The sequence below is a fragment of the Streptococcus mitis genome (genome assembly GCF_026782865.1).
GTDB lineage: Bacteria > Bacillota > Bacilli > Lactobacillales > Streptococcaceae > Streptococcus > Streptococcus mitis_CG.
This window is the reverse complement of the sequence record NZ_JAKUXK010000004.1, coordinates 72,089-87,648: the sequence shown is the minus strand read 5'-3', so window position 1 is coordinate 87,648 and position 15,560 is coordinate 72,089. Positions and strand designations below refer to the sequence as shown.

At 40.4% G+C, this 15,560-nt stretch carries 12 protein-coding genes; 11 read left to right on the top strand and 1 reads right to left on the bottom strand.

The features are described from left to right. Positions 1-42 precede the first annotated feature (42 nt). From ligA to MK482_RS02540, 8 genes are all read left to right on the top strand, one after another. Complete coding sequence (ligA, locus tag MK482_RS02575) at positions 43-2,001, top strand: NAD-dependent DNA ligase LigA (RefSeq protein WP_268717898.1); 1,959 nt, start codon at positions 43-45, stop codon at positions 1,999-2,001. Between the two features lie 117 nt (positions 2,002-2,118). Further along, entirely contained in the window at positions 2,119-4,398 is a 2,280-nt protein-coding gene (gene pulA / locus MK482_RS02570; RefSeq protein ID WP_268717897.1) for a type I pullulanase, read from the top strand. 319 nt (positions 4,399-4,717) lie between these two features. After that, the gene (glgB, locus tag MK482_RS02565) at positions 4,718-6,646 is read left to right on the top strand and encodes a 1,4-alpha-glucan branching protein GlgB (protein WP_268717896.1); all 1,929 of its coding nucleotides are present in this window, start codon (positions 4,718-4,720) and stop codon (positions 6,644-6,646) included. Further along, positions 6,636-7,778 carry a glucose-1-phosphate adenylyltransferase gene (locus tag MK482_RS02560; RefSeq protein WP_000787283.1) on the top strand — a complete coding sequence of 381 codons (1,143 nt, stop codon included), beginning with the start codon at positions 6,636-6,638 and terminating at the stop codon, positions 7,776-7,778. Before glgB ends, MK482_RS02560 begins: the two co-directional genes overlap by 11 nt. Continuing rightward, complete coding sequence (gene glgD / locus MK482_RS02555) at positions 7,768-8,907, top strand: glucose-1-phosphate adenylyltransferase subunit GlgD (protein WP_125411404.1); 1,140 nt, start codon at positions 7,768-7,770, stop codon at positions 8,905-8,907. The genes MK482_RS02560 and glgD overlap by 11 nt, the downstream gene beginning before the upstream one ends. After that, positions 8,904-10,337, top strand: coding sequence for a glycogen synthase GlgA (gene glgA / locus MK482_RS02550; protein WP_125411403.1), 1,434 nt, complete (start codon positions 8,904-8,906; stop codon positions 10,335-10,337). Before glgD ends, glgA begins: the two co-directional genes overlap by 4 nt. A 58-nt stretch (positions 10,338-10,395) precedes the next feature. After that, a complete protein-coding gene (gene serB / locus MK482_RS02545) occupies positions 10,396-11,040 on the top strand; it encodes a phosphoserine phosphatase SerB (protein ID WP_125411402.1) in 645 nt (214 codons plus the stop codon). A gap of 8 nt (positions 11,041-11,048) precedes the next feature. Then, positions 11,049-12,164 carry a glycerate kinase gene (locus tag MK482_RS02540; protein ID WP_125411401.1) on the top strand — a complete coding sequence of 372 codons (1,116 nt, stop codon included), beginning with the start codon at positions 11,049-11,051 and terminating at the stop codon, positions 12,162-12,164. On the opposite strand, the gene MK482_RS02535 is transcribed toward MK482_RS02540, so the two are convergent. Further along, the gene (locus MK482_RS02535; RefSeq protein WP_124787674.1) at positions 12,161-12,607 is read right to left on the bottom strand and encodes a YueI family protein; all 447 of its coding nucleotides are present in this window, start codon (positions 12,605-12,607) and stop codon (positions 12,161-12,163) included. The two genes, MK482_RS02540 and MK482_RS02535, sit on opposite strands and share 4 nt — an antisense overlap. 163 nt (positions 12,608-12,770) lie before the next feature. On the opposite strand from MK482_RS02535, the gene eno reads away from it, so the two are divergent. The 3 genes from eno to MK482_RS02520 all read left to right on the top strand — a co-directional run bounded on the left by eno (position 12,771) and on the right by MK482_RS02520 (position 15,346). Next, positions 12,771-14,075: a surface-displayed alpha-enolase gene (gene eno / locus MK482_RS02530; protein ID WP_000022813.1), complete on the top strand. Its 1,305-nt coding sequence runs from the start codon at positions 12,771-12,773 to the stop codon at positions 14,073-14,075. A 176-nt stretch (positions 14,076-14,251) separates the two neighbouring features. Next, positions 14,252-14,746 (top strand): YkgJ family cysteine cluster protein, encoded by a 495-nt coding sequence (locus MK482_RS02525; protein ID WP_124787673.1) that lies wholly within the window; start codon positions 14,252-14,254, stop codon positions 14,744-14,746. Between the two features lie 57 nt (positions 14,747-14,803). Next, positions 14,804-15,346 (top strand): ClbS/DfsB family four-helix bundle protein, encoded by a 543-nt coding sequence (locus tag MK482_RS02520; protein WP_124787672.1) that lies wholly within the window; start codon positions 14,804-14,806, stop codon positions 15,344-15,346. Positions 15,347-15,560: the final 214 nt, after the last annotated feature.

Below are 15,560 nucleotides of genomic sequence, written 5' to 3'. Positions count from 1 at the left end.
TCTCGTTTGTGAGGAGGGCTTGTTTTATGGTAAAATGGTTTTATGAATAAAAGAATGAATGAGTTAGTCGCCTTGCTCAATCGCTATGCGACTGAGTACTATACCAGCGATAATCCGTCGGTTTCAGACAGTGAGTATGACCGCCTTTACCGTGAGTTGGTTGAGTTAGAAACTGCCTATCCAGATCAAGTGTTGGCAGATAGTCCGACCCATCGTGTTGGTGGCAAGGTTTTAGATGGTTTTGAAAAATACAGTCATCAGTATCCTCTTTATAGTTTGCAGGATGCTTTTTCACGTGAGGAGCTTGAAGCTTTTGATGCGCGTGTTCGTAAGGAAGTGTCTCATCCAACCTATATTTGTGAGCTGAAAATAGATGGCTTGTCTATCTCGCTGACGTATGAAAAGGGGATTTTCGTTGTTGGTGCAACACGTGGAGATGGTTCAATTGGTGAAAATATCACAGAAAACCTCAAGCGTGTTAAGGATATTCCTTTGACCTTGAAAGAAGAACTAGATATCACGGTTCGTGGGGAATGTTATATGCCACGCGCTTCTTTTGACCAGGTCAACCAAGCTCGTCAAGAAAATGGAGAGCCTGAATTTGCTAATCCTCGTAATGCGGCAGCAGGCACCCTGCGACAGTTGGATACAGCAGTAGTTGCCAAGCGTAATCTTGCTACTTTCCTCTATCAAGAAGCCAGCCCTTCAACTCGTGATAGTCAAGAAAAGGTTTTGAAGCACCTTGAACAACTAGGTTTTGTGGTCAATCCTAAGCGAATCTTGGCTGAAAACATAGATGAAATCTGGAATTTTATCCAAGAAGTAGGACAGGAACGGGAAAACCTGCCTTATGATATCGATGGAGTGGTAATCAAGGTAAACGACCTAGCAAGTCAAGAAGAACTTGGTTTTACCGTTAAGGCTCCAAAGTGGGCAGTGGCCTACAAGTTCCCAGCTGAAGAAAAAGAAGCACAACTCCTGTCAGTTGATTGGACAGTTGGCCGTACGGGTGTTGTAACCCCAACAGCCAATCTAACACCAGTACAACTAGCTGGTACAACTGTTAGCCGTGCGACTCTGCACAATGTGGATTATATTGCTGAAAAAGATATCCGCAAAGACGATACGGTTATCGTCTATAAGGCTGGAGATATCATCCCTGCCGTCTTGCGTGTGGTAGAATCCAAACGGGTTTCTGAAGAGAAACTAGATATCCCAACAAACTGTCCAAGTTGTGACTCTGATTTGTTGCACTTTGAAGATGAAGTGGCCCTGCGTTGTATCAATCCGCGTTGCCCTGCTCAAATCATGGAAGGTTTGATTCATTTTGCTTCTCGTGATGCTATGAATATTACAGGCCTTGGTCCATCTATGGTTGAGAAACTCTTTGCTGCTAATTTAGTCAGAGATGTGGCGGATATTTATCGTTTGAAAGAAGAAGATTTCCTCCTTTTAGAGGGGGTTAAGGAAAAGTCCGCTGCTAAACTGTATCAGGCTATCCAAGCATCAAAGGAAAATTCTGCCGAGAAGCTCTTATTTGGTTTGGGAATTCGCCATGTCGGAAGCAAGGCCAGTCAGCTCTTACTTCAACATTTTCATTCAATCGAAAATCTGGCTCAGGCAGATCCAGAGGAGGTGGCTAGTATTGAAAGTTTGGGTGGTGTGATTGCCAAGAGTCTTCAGACTTACTTTGCTACAGAAGGCTCTGAAATTCTGCTCAAAGAATTGAAAGAAGCTGGGGTCAATCTGGACTATAAAGGACAGACTGTGGTAGCGGATGCAGCCTTGTCAGGTTTGACCGTTGTATTGACAGGAAAATTGGAACGTCTCAAGCGCTCAGAAGCTAAAAGTAAATTCGAAAGTCTGGGTGCCAAAGTGACAGGCAGTGTTTCTAAAAAGACCGACCTCGTCGTTGCAGGAGTAGATGCTGGAAGCAAACTGCAAAAAGCACAAGAACTTGGTATCGAGGTTCGAGATGAAGCTTGGCTAGAAAGTCTGTAATGATCGTTTAAAACAAGACTTTAGACAGTATAACTAGTTTGTTAATCGGGATAAAATCGGCCAAAAATTTATTAGTGAAATAGAAACAAATCAAGAAGTAAAAAGGAAAAATAAAAAATGTTTAATTACCCTATGCGCATTCATTACCATCGCAAGAATGGAGAATACGATACTTGCTCTTTTGTAAAAAGTCAGGACCAGCGGATTGATTTGCTGACCTACAAAGAAGATTATTTTGGTGCCTTATTTAGTTTTGAACACCCAAGTGCTCACGCTCTAGAAAGCTTGAATTTTGTGGTTCATACAGGTCAAAGCAGTAAAGAATATGCTATCCGTTTTAATCACTATCCTCTTTTAACAGAGGTTTGGATTTTGGAAGGGGATGACAGAATTTATTACTCTGAAAATCCTGCTATTGCCAGTCCTTTCTATAAGAATCAAAATCCTTTTGCCTTTGATAAGGCTATTAACAGTGCCAGTTTTGACCATCATTGGGGTTACCAAGGGGAATTGGGTTGCCGCGTAGAGGACAATCAGGCTCGTTTTGCTCTCTGGGCTCCAACAGCGACAGAAGTGCAGGTTGTCGTTTATGAATCAGCTGCTAACGATGCTCCTGTTTGGAAAACTTTTGAGATGGAAAGAGGCAACAGCTACTCTTATAATCATAAGGACAATACAATCGGTGTCTGGAGTTTGGATGTTGAGGAAGATTTGACTGGTAAGGCTTATCAGTATCAAGTCCAATTTCCTCACCACCAAACACTGACACGCGACCCATACACAATTGCGACTAGTCCTGATGGCAAACGTTCAGCTATCCTGAGTCATGCAGAAAAGCAAGTTGCAAACTTCGAGGTTAAGCATGGTTCTGAGGCTACTTGGCGTTTGGCAAATCCATGTAAGGCAGTTATTTGTGAAATGCACATTCGTGATTTGACCAAATCACCGACCTCAGGTGTAGATGAACATCTTCGAGGAACTTTCTTGGGTGCTGCTCAGACTGGAACGGTTAACCACTACGGTCAGTCAACTGCTTTTGATTACATCAAGAAACTGGGCTACAATTATGTTCAGTTGCAACCAATTGCAGACCGTCACAAAGAATACGATGAGGATGGGAATGTAACCTACAACTGGGGTTATGACCCACAAAATTATAATGCACCAGAAACGAGCCTTTCAACTAATCCAGATGATCCAGCTCAGGTTATTCGTGATTTGAGGACCATGGTTCAAGCTTATCACGATGCGGGTATTGGTGTCATTATGGATGTGGTCTATAACCATACCTTCTCAGTTGTTGATGCACCTTTCCAAACAACTGTCCCTGATTACTATTATCGTATGAATCCAGACGGTACCTTCCAGAATGGAACGGGTGTTGGAAATGAAACAGCCAGTGAACACGAAATGTTTCGCAAGTATATGATTGATTCTCTTCTATACTGGGTGCAGGAATACAATATTGACGGCTTCCGTTTTGACTTGATGGGGATTCATGATGTCAAGACCATGCAGATGATTCGTCAGAGCTTGGATGAAATTGACCCTAACATTATCCTTTATGGAGAAGGATGGGATATGGGAACAGGCCTAGCGCCTTATGATAAGGCTAAGAAAGACAATGCCTACCAGATGCCAAATATTGGTTTCTTTAATGACAATCAGCGTGATGCTGTCAAAGGTGGAGAAGTTTATGGTGCTATCAAGTCAGGTTTTGTTAGCGGTGCTGCGACAGAGCCAATTCTTGCCAAAGCAATCCTAGGCAGTCGTGAATTAGGTACCTATACACATCCAAATCAGGTGCTTAACTATGTGGAAGCCCATGACAATTACAATCTTCACGATTTATTGGCAACCCTTCATCCAGACCAAAATTCAGAGCAAATCATGCGTAAGGTCGAAACAGCCACAGCTATGAACCTACTCATGCAAGGGATGGCCTTTATGGAAATCGGTCAAGAATTTGGTCGTACCAAACTGGTTGCGACTGGTGAGAATGGTGAGTTGACACATGATGATAGAGAACGTGCTATGAATAGCTATAATGCTCCAGACAGCGTGAACCAAGTGAACTGGGACTTGATTAATGAGCGTCAAGATAGTATTGCGTTTATCCGTCAGATGATTCGATTGAAGACAGAAAGCAGTGCCTTTTCTTATCCAACTTATGATGAGATTTACCATCATGTTTTTGTTCATTCAGCCAACGAACATAGTGGTTGGATTGTCTATGAGATTCAAGGGGAAGAACATTTACTGGTTGTCTTTAATGCTAAAGGGCAAGACTTCCAGTTTGAAAATGCAGGAAATCTAGAACTATTGGTGACCAATAGCCATTTAAGTGATAAAGACATGGTTGGTGGCGTTAGCGCCAGCGTCTTTAAAGTTTTGTAGAATAGAATTACAATTTAAATTCATTTGCAGTACTTTATCTCTTAAAAACAATAAAATCAGGAAATTAATTTCCTGGTTTATTTTTTTACTTAAAATTATTTTTTTGTTAGTAAAATAACGAACTTTATGATAGTATTGTAAAAAAACATTTCGTTTTCAAAGCGTTTCTGAAAATTTCTTGATTTACAAGTGAATACATCAGTGAATTTGTTGAAGACTTTCAAAAGAATTTTTAGCAAATTCCGTAATTTACTTGAATCTTCCCTAAAAAGGTAGTATAATAAATCTATAGAAAACGCTTACAGAAATAGGAGGGTGTATGGATAAGAAACAAGCTTTAGAAACCTTTAAGACAGGTGAAAATTTTCACCTCCAGCACTATCTGGGAGCACATAGGGAAGAAAAAAATGGAGAGTATGGCTATACTTTTCGTGTCTGGGCACCTAATGCTCAGACTGTTCACTTGGTAGGGGATTTCACCAATTGGGTTGAAAATCAAATTCTGATGGAACGGAATGAATTTGGAGTCTGGGAAGTCTTTACCAGTCTTGCTCAAGAAGACCAAATTTATAAGTACCATATCACGCGTGCAAATGGTCATCAGCTGATGAAGATTGACCCTTTGGCTATTCGATATGAGGCACGACCTGGTACTGGGGCTATTTTAACAGATATTCCAGAAAAGAAATGGAAGGATGGACTCTGGCTAGCCCGTAGAAAACGCTTTAGCTTTGAAGAGCGTCCTGTCAATATATATGAGGTCCATGCTGGATCTTGGAAGAGAAATCCTGATGGTAGCCCCTATAGTTTTGCTCAATTGAAAGATGAACTCATTCCTTACTTGGTTGATATGAACTATACTCACATTGAGTTTATGCCTTTGATGTCTCACCCACTAGGTTTGAGTTGGGGCTATCAGCTTATGGGTTACTTTGCTCTAGAGCATGCCTATGGTCGCCCTGAAGAGTTTCAAGATTTTGTTGAGGAATGTCACTTAAACAATATAGGCGTTATTGTAGACTGGGTACCTGGTCACTTTACTATCAATGATGATGCCTTGGCCTATTATGATGGAACACCGACTTTTGAATACCAAGACCATAATAAGGCTCATAACTATGGTTGGGGAGCACTCAATTTTAACCTTGGAAAGAATGAAGTCCAGTCTTTCTTGATTTCTAGTATTAAGTTTTGGATTGACTTTTACCATTTGGACGGTATTCGCGTGGATGCGGTTAGCAACATGCTCTATCTTGACTACGACGATGCTCCATGGACGCCTAATAAAGATGGGGGCAATCTCAACTACGAGGGATATTATTTCCTTCAACGCTTGAATGATGTTATTAAACAAGCTCATCCAGACGTTATGATGATAGCTGAGGAAAGTTCATCAGCTACTCAGATTACTGACACTAAGGATTCAGATGGTCTTGGCTTCGACTACAAATGGAATATGGGTTGGATGAATGACATCCTCCGTTTCTATGAAGAAGATCCGATTTATCGTAAATATGACTTTAACCTGGTGACTTTTAGCTTTATGTATGTTTTCAAGGAGAATTATCTCCTACCATTCTCACACGATGAAGTGGTTCACGGCAAGAAGAGTATGATGCACAAGATGTGGGGAGATCGCTACAATCAATTCGCAGGTTTGCGCAATCTCTACACTTACCAAATTTGTCACCCAGGTAAAAAATTGCTCTTCATGGGTAGTGAATATGGGCAATTCCTAGAATGGAAATCTGAAGAACAGTTGGAATGGTCTAATCTAGAAGATCCAATGAATGCTAAGATGAAGTATTTCACTTCTCAGCTAAACCAGTTTTACAAAGACCATCGCTGTCTGTGGGAAATCGATACCAGCTATGATGGTATAGAAATCATCGATGCGGATAATCGAGACCAGAGTGTTCTGTCCTTCATCCGTAAGGGTAAAAAGGGCGATATGTTAGTCTGTGTCTTTAATATGGCACCTGTTGAACGAAAAGATTTTACAATCGGCCTTCCTGTTGCAGGGATTTACGAAGAAGTCTGGAATACTGAGTTAGAAGAGTGGGGAGGCGTTTGGAAAGAACATAATCAAACTGTGCAAACGCAAGAAGGACTATGGAAAGATTATGAGCAGACCTTGACCTTTACCCTACCTGCTATGGGAGCAAGTGTTTGGAAAATCAAACGTCGCTTGAAACCTACTAAAACTGTCACAAGTAAAAACCAAAAAGGAGTAGAAAATGAAGAATGAAATGTTAGCTTTGATTCTTGCTGGTGGGCAAGGAACTCGTCTCGGTAAACTCACTCAAAGCATTGCAAAACCAGCTGTGCAATTTGGTGGGCGCTACCGTATCATTGACTTTGCTCTTTCAAACTGTGCCAACTCAGGCATCAACAATGTTGGAGTCATTACACAGTACCAACCACTTGCTCTCAACAACCATATTGGGAATGGTTCAAGTTGGGGTCTAGATGGTATTAATTCTGGTGTCTCTATCCTTCAACCATATTCTGCAAGTGAAGGAAATCGTTGGTTTGAAGGAACTAGTCACGCTATTTATCAAAATATCGACTACATCGATAGTGTCAATCCTGAATATGTTTTGATTCTTTCGGGTGACCATATCTATAAGATGGACTACGATGCTATGCTCCAGTCTCACAAGGATAATAATGCTAGTTTGACAGTAGCAGTTCTTGATGTTCCTCTTAAAGAAGCTAGCCGTTTTGGTATCATGAATACAGATGCCAATAACCGCATTGTTGAATTTGAAGAGAAACCAGCCCAACCTAAATCTACCAAAGCCTCTATGGGGATTTACATCTTTGATTGGCAACGTCTCCGCAATATGTTAGTCGCTGCTGAAAAGAGCAATGTCGATATGTCAGACTTTGGTAAAAATGTCATTCCAAATTACCTTGAGTCAGGTGAAAGTGTCTATGCCTACGAATTTAATGGTTATTGGAAAGACGTTGGTACTATTGAGTCGCTTTGGGAAGCGAATATGGAGTACATTTCTCCAGAAAATGCCTTGGACAGCCGTAACCGTCAATGGAAGATTTACTCAAGAAACTTAATTTCACCACCAAACTTCCTTGGGGCAAATGCTCATGTGGAAGATTCCTTGGTTGTAGATGGCTGTTTTGTAGATGGAACTGTTAAACACTCTATCCTTTCAACAGGGGCGCAAGTTCGCGAAGGAGCAGAAGTAGTAGATTCGGTTATCATGAGTGGAGCCATTATTGGACACGGAGCTAAAATCAAACGTGCCATTATTGGTGAAGGTGCAGTTATTTCTGATGGTGTCGAAATTGATGGAACAGAAGAAGTACAAGTTGTAGGATATAATGAAGTAGTGGGGGTAGCAACAGATGAAGATTGATAAATATTCTGCCATTTTAGGAAACACAGTTGGTTTTCATGATATGTCAACATTGACAGACCACCGTCCAGTAGCTAGTTTGCCATTTGGCGGTAAATATCGTTTGATTGACTTCCCGCTCTCAAGTCTTGCCAATGCTGGTGTTCGTAGTGTTTTTGGTATTTTTCAGCAGGATAATATTAGTTCTGTTTTTGACCATATCCGTTCAGGGCGTGAGTGGGGCTTGTCCACTCTTCTTAGTCACTATTATCTAGGAATTTATAATACACGCGTTGAGAGTAGCACAGTAGGAAAAGAATATTATCAACAGCTGCTCACCTATTTAAAACGCTCTGGGTCAAACCAAACAGTATCACTCAACTGTGATGTTTTGATTAATATTGATTTGAACCAAGTGTTCCACCTTCATAACACAACGAAGGGACCTATTACAGTTGTTTATAAGAAACTTCCTAAGAAAGATATTTCAGAAGTAAACGCAATCTTGGAAGTGGATGAAACAGACCATGTCCGTTCTCATAAACTTTTTGACAGCAAATCAACAGATGAAGTTTACAATATGTCTACAGATATCTTTGTCGTTGATACCCCTTGGTTGATTGAACGCTTAGAAGAAGAAGCTAAGAAAGAACATCCAGAGAAATTGCGCTATGTTTTACGGGATTTGGCTGCAAAAGAATGGGCTTTTGCCTACGAGTACACAGGCTACCTTGCAAATATTCATTCTGTAGAGTCTTATTACCAAGCTAACAAAGATATGCTTGAATCACAGAAATTCTACTCACTCTTTACTCCAAACCAAAAGATTTATACAAAGGTTAAGAACGAAGAACCAACTTACTACGCTAACACATCTAAGGTAAGCACATCTCAGTTTGCTTCTGGTAGTATCATTGAAGGTCAAGTAGCTAATTCTGTTCTATCACGTAATATTCATGTTTACAAGGATAGCTTGGTTAAAGATAGCCTACTCTTCCCTCGTGTTGTTATTGGAGAAGGTGCTCAGGTAGAATATGCTATCTTGGACAAGGGTGTTGAAGTTGCGGATGGAGTTGTGATCCGTGGAACTGCAGAACATCCAGTCGTTGTTAAGAAAGGTGCTAAAGTAACAGAGGATATTCATTCATGAAAATTTTATTTGTAGCAGCTGAGGGTGCACCCTTTTCAAAAACAGGTGGTTTGGGAGACGTCATTGGCGCTCTTCCTAAATCACTAGTAAAAGCGGGACATGAAGTTGCAGTAATTTTACCCTACTATGACATGGTAGAGGCTAAATTTGGAAATCAGATTGAAGATGTTCTTCATTTTGAGGTGAGTGTTGGTTGGCGCAGACAGTATTGTGGAATTAAGAAAACAGTATTAAATGGTGTAACCTTCTACTTTATTGACAATCAATATTATTTCTTCCGTGGTCATGTTTACGGTGATTTTGATGACGGAGAACGCTTTGCCTTTTTCCAACTGGCTGCCATTGAGGCTATGGAAAGGATTGACTTTATTCCTGATTTTCTCCATGTTCATGACTACCATACAGCTATGATTCCTTTCTTGTTGAAGGAAAAATATCGTTGGATTCAAGCCTATGAGGGCATTAAAACTGTTTTAACCATTCATAATTTAGAATTCCAAGGACAATTTTCAGAAGGAATGTTGGGTGATTTATTTGGAGTTGGCTTCGAACGTTACGCTGATGGTACCCTTCGCTGGAATAACTGTCTGAATTGGATGAAGGCAGGTATTCTCTATGCGGATCGTGTGTCAACTGTCTCGCCTAGCTATGCCCATGAAATTATGACTAGTCAGTTTGGATGTAACTTGGATCAGATTCTTCGAATGGAGTCTGGTAAAGTTTCTGGTATCGTGAATGGGATTGATGCTGACCTGTATAATCCTCAGACGGATGCTCTTTTAGACTATCATTTCAATCAGGAAGATTTGTCTGGAAAAGCCCAAAACAAGGCAAACTTGCAAGAAAGAGTTGGCTTGCCAGTTAGATCTGACGTTCCACTGGTGGGAATTGTTTCTCGTTTGACACGCCAAAAAGGTTTTGATGTGGTGGTGGAAAGTCTGCACCATATCTTGCAAGAAGATGTTCAGATTGTTCTTTTGGGAACTGGTGATCCAGTCTTTGAAGGAGCTTTCTCATGGTTTGCTCAAATCTACCCAGACAAGCTATCAGCAAATATCACTTTTGATGTCAAACTAGCTCAAGAAATCTATGCTGCTTGTGACCTCTTCCTCATGCCGAGTCGTTTTGAACCGTGTGGCTTGTCTCAAATGATGGCTATGCGTTACGGAACCTTGCCGTTGGTCCATGAAGTTGGAGGCTTGAGAGATACCGTTCGCGCTTTCAATCCAATTGAAGGAAGCGGTACTGGCTTTAGCTTTGACAATTTATCTCCTTACTGGTTGAATTGGACTTTCCAAACAGCTTTGGACTTGTATAGAAACCATCCTGATGTTTGGCGAAATCTACAAAAACAAGCTATGGAGTGTGATTTCTCATGGGATACAGCCTGCAGGTCATACCTTGACTTGTACCATAGTTTAGTTAATTAATAGATAAAATCGTATGATGACTTCATACGATTTTTGGGCTGTTTAGAGAGGAGAAGATATGTCTCAAGTAAAAGGTTTGTGTGTCATGGATGTTGATGGAACATTAATTCTAGAAGAAGTGATTGATCTTTTGGGTAGAGAGGCAGGTCGTGAGAAGGAAATTTCACAGATTACAAGTCGGGCAATGCGAGGAGAGTTGAACTTTGAAAGAAGTTTACGAGACAGAGTGTCCTTGTTGGAAGGCCTTACTATTTCGGTCTTTGATACAGTCTTCAACTCTATTCATCTATCGCCAAATGTTCCAGAATTCATCTCTATTCTCCAAAAGAATGGCATCCTAGTTGGTCTGGTGTCTGGTGGATTTACACCAATAGTTGATAAATTAGCAAAATCACTTGGCATTGCCCATTTCTCTGCCAATCAGCTTGAAGATAAAGACGGTCATCTAACAGGGAAATTAGTTGGACAAATTATCAGTCCCCAGGTCAAAAAAGAGACTCTGGAAAAATGGAGAGAGAAACTAAATCTTCCTAAAGAAAGAACGATTGCAATCGGTGATGGGGCCAATGATTTATTGATGTTGAAGTCATCAGGACTAGGAATTGCCTTTTGTGCCAAAGAGGTACTCAAAAAAGAAATACCAAATCATGTTGACAAGAGGGATTTTTTAGAAGTTCTTCCTTTGATTGGTTTTTTAGAATGAGGGAAAATATGAAGATTGTAATTGCACCAGATTCATTTAAGGAAAGCTTGACGGCTGAAGAGGTAGCTGAAGCAATAAAAAGAGGCTTCCAACAATCAATAGCAAATGTAGAATGTCTCCTCTGTCCCGTTGGTGATGGGGGAGAAGGTACTGTAGATGCTATTAGACATTCTATTGACTTTGAAGAAAAATGGATCCAAGTTACAGGACCTTTTGGACCAAAAGAAGCCATGCGCTATTTTCAAAAAGGGGGACTGGCACTATTTGAAGTTGCTGATTTGGTTGGCCTTGGAAAAATTACGCTAGAGAAACGAAATCCACTTCAAATCCAAACTAGTGGTATTGGAGAGTTGATTCGCCATCTTATTTCTCAAGGGATTAAAGAAATCTATATCGGCGTTGGTGGCACGGCCAGTAATGACGGAGGAATTGGGATCGCTGCTGGATTGGGTTATCGATTTTATGATAGGGATAGAAATGTCTTGTCCGCTTGCGGTCAGTCCTTATTAAACTTAGCTTCTATGTCAACAGAAAATCGCTATGAAATTCCTGAAGATGTTCAAATTCGTATTTTAGCAGATGTCGTGAGTCCCTTATGTGGTCTTCAAGGTGCTACCTACACTTTTGGAAAGCAAAAAGGTTTACATCCTACTATGTTTGCAGTCGTAGATCAGGCAATCCAAGATTTTTATGAAAAAGTCTCACCTGCAACATTGGAAATTAAAGGAGCAGGAGCTGGTGGAGGCATTGCTGGCGGTTTGTGTGCCTTTGCTCAGGCAAATATCGTGTCTGGAATTGCTACCTGCCTGGACTTGATCAACTTTGATAAGAAAGTTTTACATGCTGACTTGGTTGTTGTAGGAGAAGGAAGGTTAGATCGTCAAAGTTTAGTTGGGAAAGCACCAATTGGTGTTGCAAAAAGAACCCCTGTCGGAGTTCCTGTCATTGCTATTTGCGGTAGTCTTGCTGAAGATTTACCTCCCTTACCATTTGAAAATATCAAAGTTGCCTTTTCTATTTTGGAGAAAAGTGAACCTTTAGAAGATAGTCTGAAAAATGCCAGTCTCTATCTGGAGCACACGGCTGCCAATATTGGGCGTTTATTAAGTCTGAGTAAGATTTAGCCAAACCATTTCTTCCAGAAGGATGTTTTGACTGGTTCTTCCTTTTTAACTTCCCAAAGATTTGGAAAAGCAAGTCGAAGGTCCTTTTCTTCTACTTGTACTGGTGCATTGCTATGGATAATCAGGCCAAAAGGAGAAGAAGTATGCTCTTCAGATACAATGGTAGCTTGACTATCAGTTTCTTTAGCTTCTTTTAAGTAGAAAACTTGTTTGTCAAATTCGATAGTTGGTGAAATCTTCACAAATAGTGGTTCTGCTTTTTCCTGAAGGTTTTCTAAAATAGATAAAAAGCCTTTTTCTAGCTGAGGGCTATTTGCCGTATCAATATCTGCATATCCAAGAACTCTTTCCTCAAAGGTACCAAGATAGCGTCTTTGCTCATCTGGATTTAATTTTGGCCCACCATGAGCTTTTTCAAGTAATTGTTTTGATAAATCTGTCATGAAAACAGTATATCATAAAAGTTAGAATAAAACAGACAAAAGAAAGCGATTACTTTATAAAGTTAAGGAAAATTTGCACAAAGATAACGTTTTTTCTTGAAAAAGGAGGGGTTTTAAGGTATTATAGAGGTGTAAAAAATTTAACTCATAAGGAGAGTAAAAAATGTCAATTATTACTGATGTTTACGCTCGCGAAGTCCTAGACTCACGCGGTAATCCAACACTTGAAGTAGAAGTTTACACTGAATCAGGTGCTTTCGGACGTGGTATGGTTCCATCAGGAGCTTCTACTGGTGAACACGAAGCAGTTGAACTTCGCGACGGTGACAAATCTCGTTACGGTGGTCTTGGTACACAAAAAGCTGTTGACAACGTAAACAACATCATTGCTGAAGCTATCATCGGCTACGATGTACGTGACCAACAAGCTATCGACCGTGCTATGATCGCACTTGACGGTACTCCTAACAAAGGTAAATTGGGTGCAAACGCAATCCTTGGTGTGTCTATCGCTGTAGCTCGTGCTGCTGCTGACTACCTTGAAATCCCACTTTACAGCTACCTTGGTGGATTCAACACTAAAGTTCTTCCAACTCCAATGATGAACATCATCAACGGTGGTTCTCACTCTGACGCTCCAATCGCTTTCCAAGAGTTCATGATCTTGCCAGTTGGTGCGCCAACATTCAAAGAAGCTCTTCGTTACGGTGCTGAAATCTTCCACGCTCTTAAGAAAATCCTTAAATCACGTGGTTTGGAAACTGCCGTAGGTGACGAAGGTGGATTCGCTCCTCGTTTCGAAGGAACTGAAGACGGTGTTGAAACTATCCTTGCTGCGATCGAAGCTGCTGGATATGTTCCAGGTAAAGACGTATTTATCGGATTTGACTGTGCTTCATCAGAATTCTACGATAAAGAACGTAAAGTTTACGACTACACTAAATTTGAAGGTGAAGGCGCTGCTGTTCGTACATCTGCAGAACAAATCGACTACCTTGAAGAATTGGTTAACAAATACCCAATCATCACTATCGAAGATGGTATGGATGAAAATGACTGGGATGGTTGGAAAGCTCTTACTGAACGTCTTGGTAAGAAAGTACAACTTGTTGGTGACGACTTCTTCGTAACAAACACTGACTACCTTGCACGTGGTATCCAAGAAGGTGCTGCTAACTCAATCCTTATCAAAGTTAACCAAATCGGTACTCTTACTGAAACTTTTGAAGCTATCGAAATGGCTAAAGAAGCTGGTTACACTGCCGTTGTATCACACCGTTCAGGTGAAACTGAAGATTCAACAATCGCTGACATCGCAGTTGCAACTAACGCAGGACAAATTAAGACTGGTTCACTTTCACGTACAGACCGTATCGCTAAATACAACCAATTGCTTCGCATCGAAGACCAACTTGGTGAAGTAGCTGAATACCGTGGATTGAAATCATTCTATAACCTTAAAAAATAAAATAGTTCAGTGAACTATTTTATCCCGAACCTTGAAATTCAAAAGTTCGGCCGTTGATTTAACAACGTTTCTAGCCCCTCGGATTTTATCCGAAGGGCTATTTTTGTATTTAGGGGGCAAAAAAGGGGCAGAATTTATGGTATAATAGACAAAAATATTTGAATCAGAGAGAAATCATGTCTAAAGAAATTGATATTGAGTATTACCACCAGCTAGCCGTACAAAAGCAGAAGGAGCATCGAAAAGTTTTGGCCAATTTAAAGAAAAAGCCACCAAAAAATCTAGATAAGATAGCCCAGCAGATTCACCAAGAAGTCTTTGCGGAGATTGATTGTACGGCCTGTGCCAACTGTTGCAAGACATTGGGGCCTGACTTTAAAGAAGCGGATATTACACGAATCGCCAAGTACTTTAAGATGAAATTACCTGCTTTTGAAGCAGAGTTTTTGCAAGTAGATGAAGATGGTGATAAGGTTTTTAAATCCATGCCTTGTCCCTTTCTAGGAGGAGATAATCTCTGTTCCATCTATGACGTTCGTCCAAAAGCCTGTCGTGAATTCCCTCATACTGATCGCAAAAAGATCCATCAAATCAACCATTTGACGATTAAGAATACTTTGACCTGTCCAGCAGCCTATCTCTTTGTTGAGAAATTAAAGGATAAGTTATAGAGATTTAAAGGATAAAAAATTTCTAATAATAACTAGAGATATGAAGGGAGTACTCCTGTGCCTAGACTGAAAACAAAAGAGGAGCTAATGCTGGCCTCTAAGGAAAATTATGAAAAACTTAACCTCTTCATCTCCCAACTAAGTGAAGATGAGCTACAGACTCCATTTGATTTTTCAAGAGACCAAAAGAAAAAGGAAGCTCACTGGAATAGAGACAAAAATCTACGGGATGTCCTGATTCATCTTTATGAATGGCAGCAGTTACTTTTGACTTGGGTCCATTCTAATCAAAAGGGTCATGAGAAACCTTTTCTACCTGAGTCTTATAATTGGAAAACTTATGGACAAATGAATGTCGCTTTTTGGAAGAAGCACCAGAAAACTTCTTTAGAAGAAGCGACTAGACTACTAGAGCAATCGCATAAAGAGGTTTTAGAGTTGATAGAAGTTTTTAGCAATGACGAACTCTTTACCAAAGGTGTCTATAAGTGGACAGGAGGGACAAGTCTGGGTTCCTACTTTGTCAGTAGCACCTCCAGCCACTATGATTGGGCTCTGAAAAAACTCAAAGCCCATCAGAGAAATTGTAAGAATAGCTAGTTGAAGTGCTATTGAAATTCACCAAAGGTCCTTCTAAGCTTCGAATAGCTTAATTATCGTCATTTTTGGACAATTCTAGCTCTAGAATTGCATAGATATTTATGAAGTTGGGATATTCGATAGTTAGGATTGTTCTATTCTGAAAGATTTGGGCTGTCAATCTTCTAGAATAGTAGTTTGCCAATGAATTATGTTGAAAGATTCCTTGTTTTAT

Excerpts from the sequence above, each read along its gene's own strand:
- ligA (WP_268717898.1), top strand. The coding sequence starts at position 43 with ATGAATAAAAGAATGAATGAGTTAGTCGCCTTGCTCAATCGCTATGCG.
- pulA (WP_268717897.1), top strand. The coding sequence starts at position 2,119 with ATGTTTAATTACCCTATGCGCATTCATTACCATCGCAAGAATGGAGAA.
- glgB (WP_268717896.1), top strand. The coding sequence starts at position 4,718 with ATGGATAAGAAACAAGCTTTAGAAACCTTTAAGACAGGTGAAAATTTT.
- MK482_RS02560 (WP_000787283.1), top strand. The coding sequence starts at position 6,636 with ATGAAGAATGAAATGTTAGCTTTGATTCTTGCTGGTGGGCAAGGAACT.
- glgD (WP_125411404.1), top strand. The coding sequence starts at position 7,768 with ATGAAGATTGATAAATATTCTGCCATTTTAGGAAACACAGTTGGTTTT.
- glgA (WP_125411403.1), top strand. The coding sequence starts at position 8,904 with ATGAAAATTTTATTTGTAGCAGCTGAGGGTGCACCCTTTTCAAAAACA.
- serB (WP_125411402.1), top strand. The coding sequence starts at position 10,396 with ATGTCTCAAGTAAAAGGTTTGTGTGTCATGGATGTTGATGGAACATTA.
- MK482_RS02540 (WP_125411401.1), top strand. The coding sequence starts at position 11,049 with ATGAAGATTGTAATTGCACCAGATTCATTTAAGGAAAGCTTGACGGCT.
- MK482_RS02535 (WP_124787674.1), bottom strand. The coding sequence starts at position 12,607 with ATGACAGATTTATCAAAACAATTACTTGAAAAAGCTCATGGTGGGCCA.
- eno (WP_000022813.1), top strand. The coding sequence starts at position 12,771 with ATGTCAATTATTACTGATGTTTACGCTCGCGAAGTCCTAGACTCACGC.
- MK482_RS02525 (WP_124787673.1), top strand. The coding sequence starts at position 14,252 with ATGTCTAAAGAAATTGATATTGAGTATTACCACCAGCTAGCCGTACAA.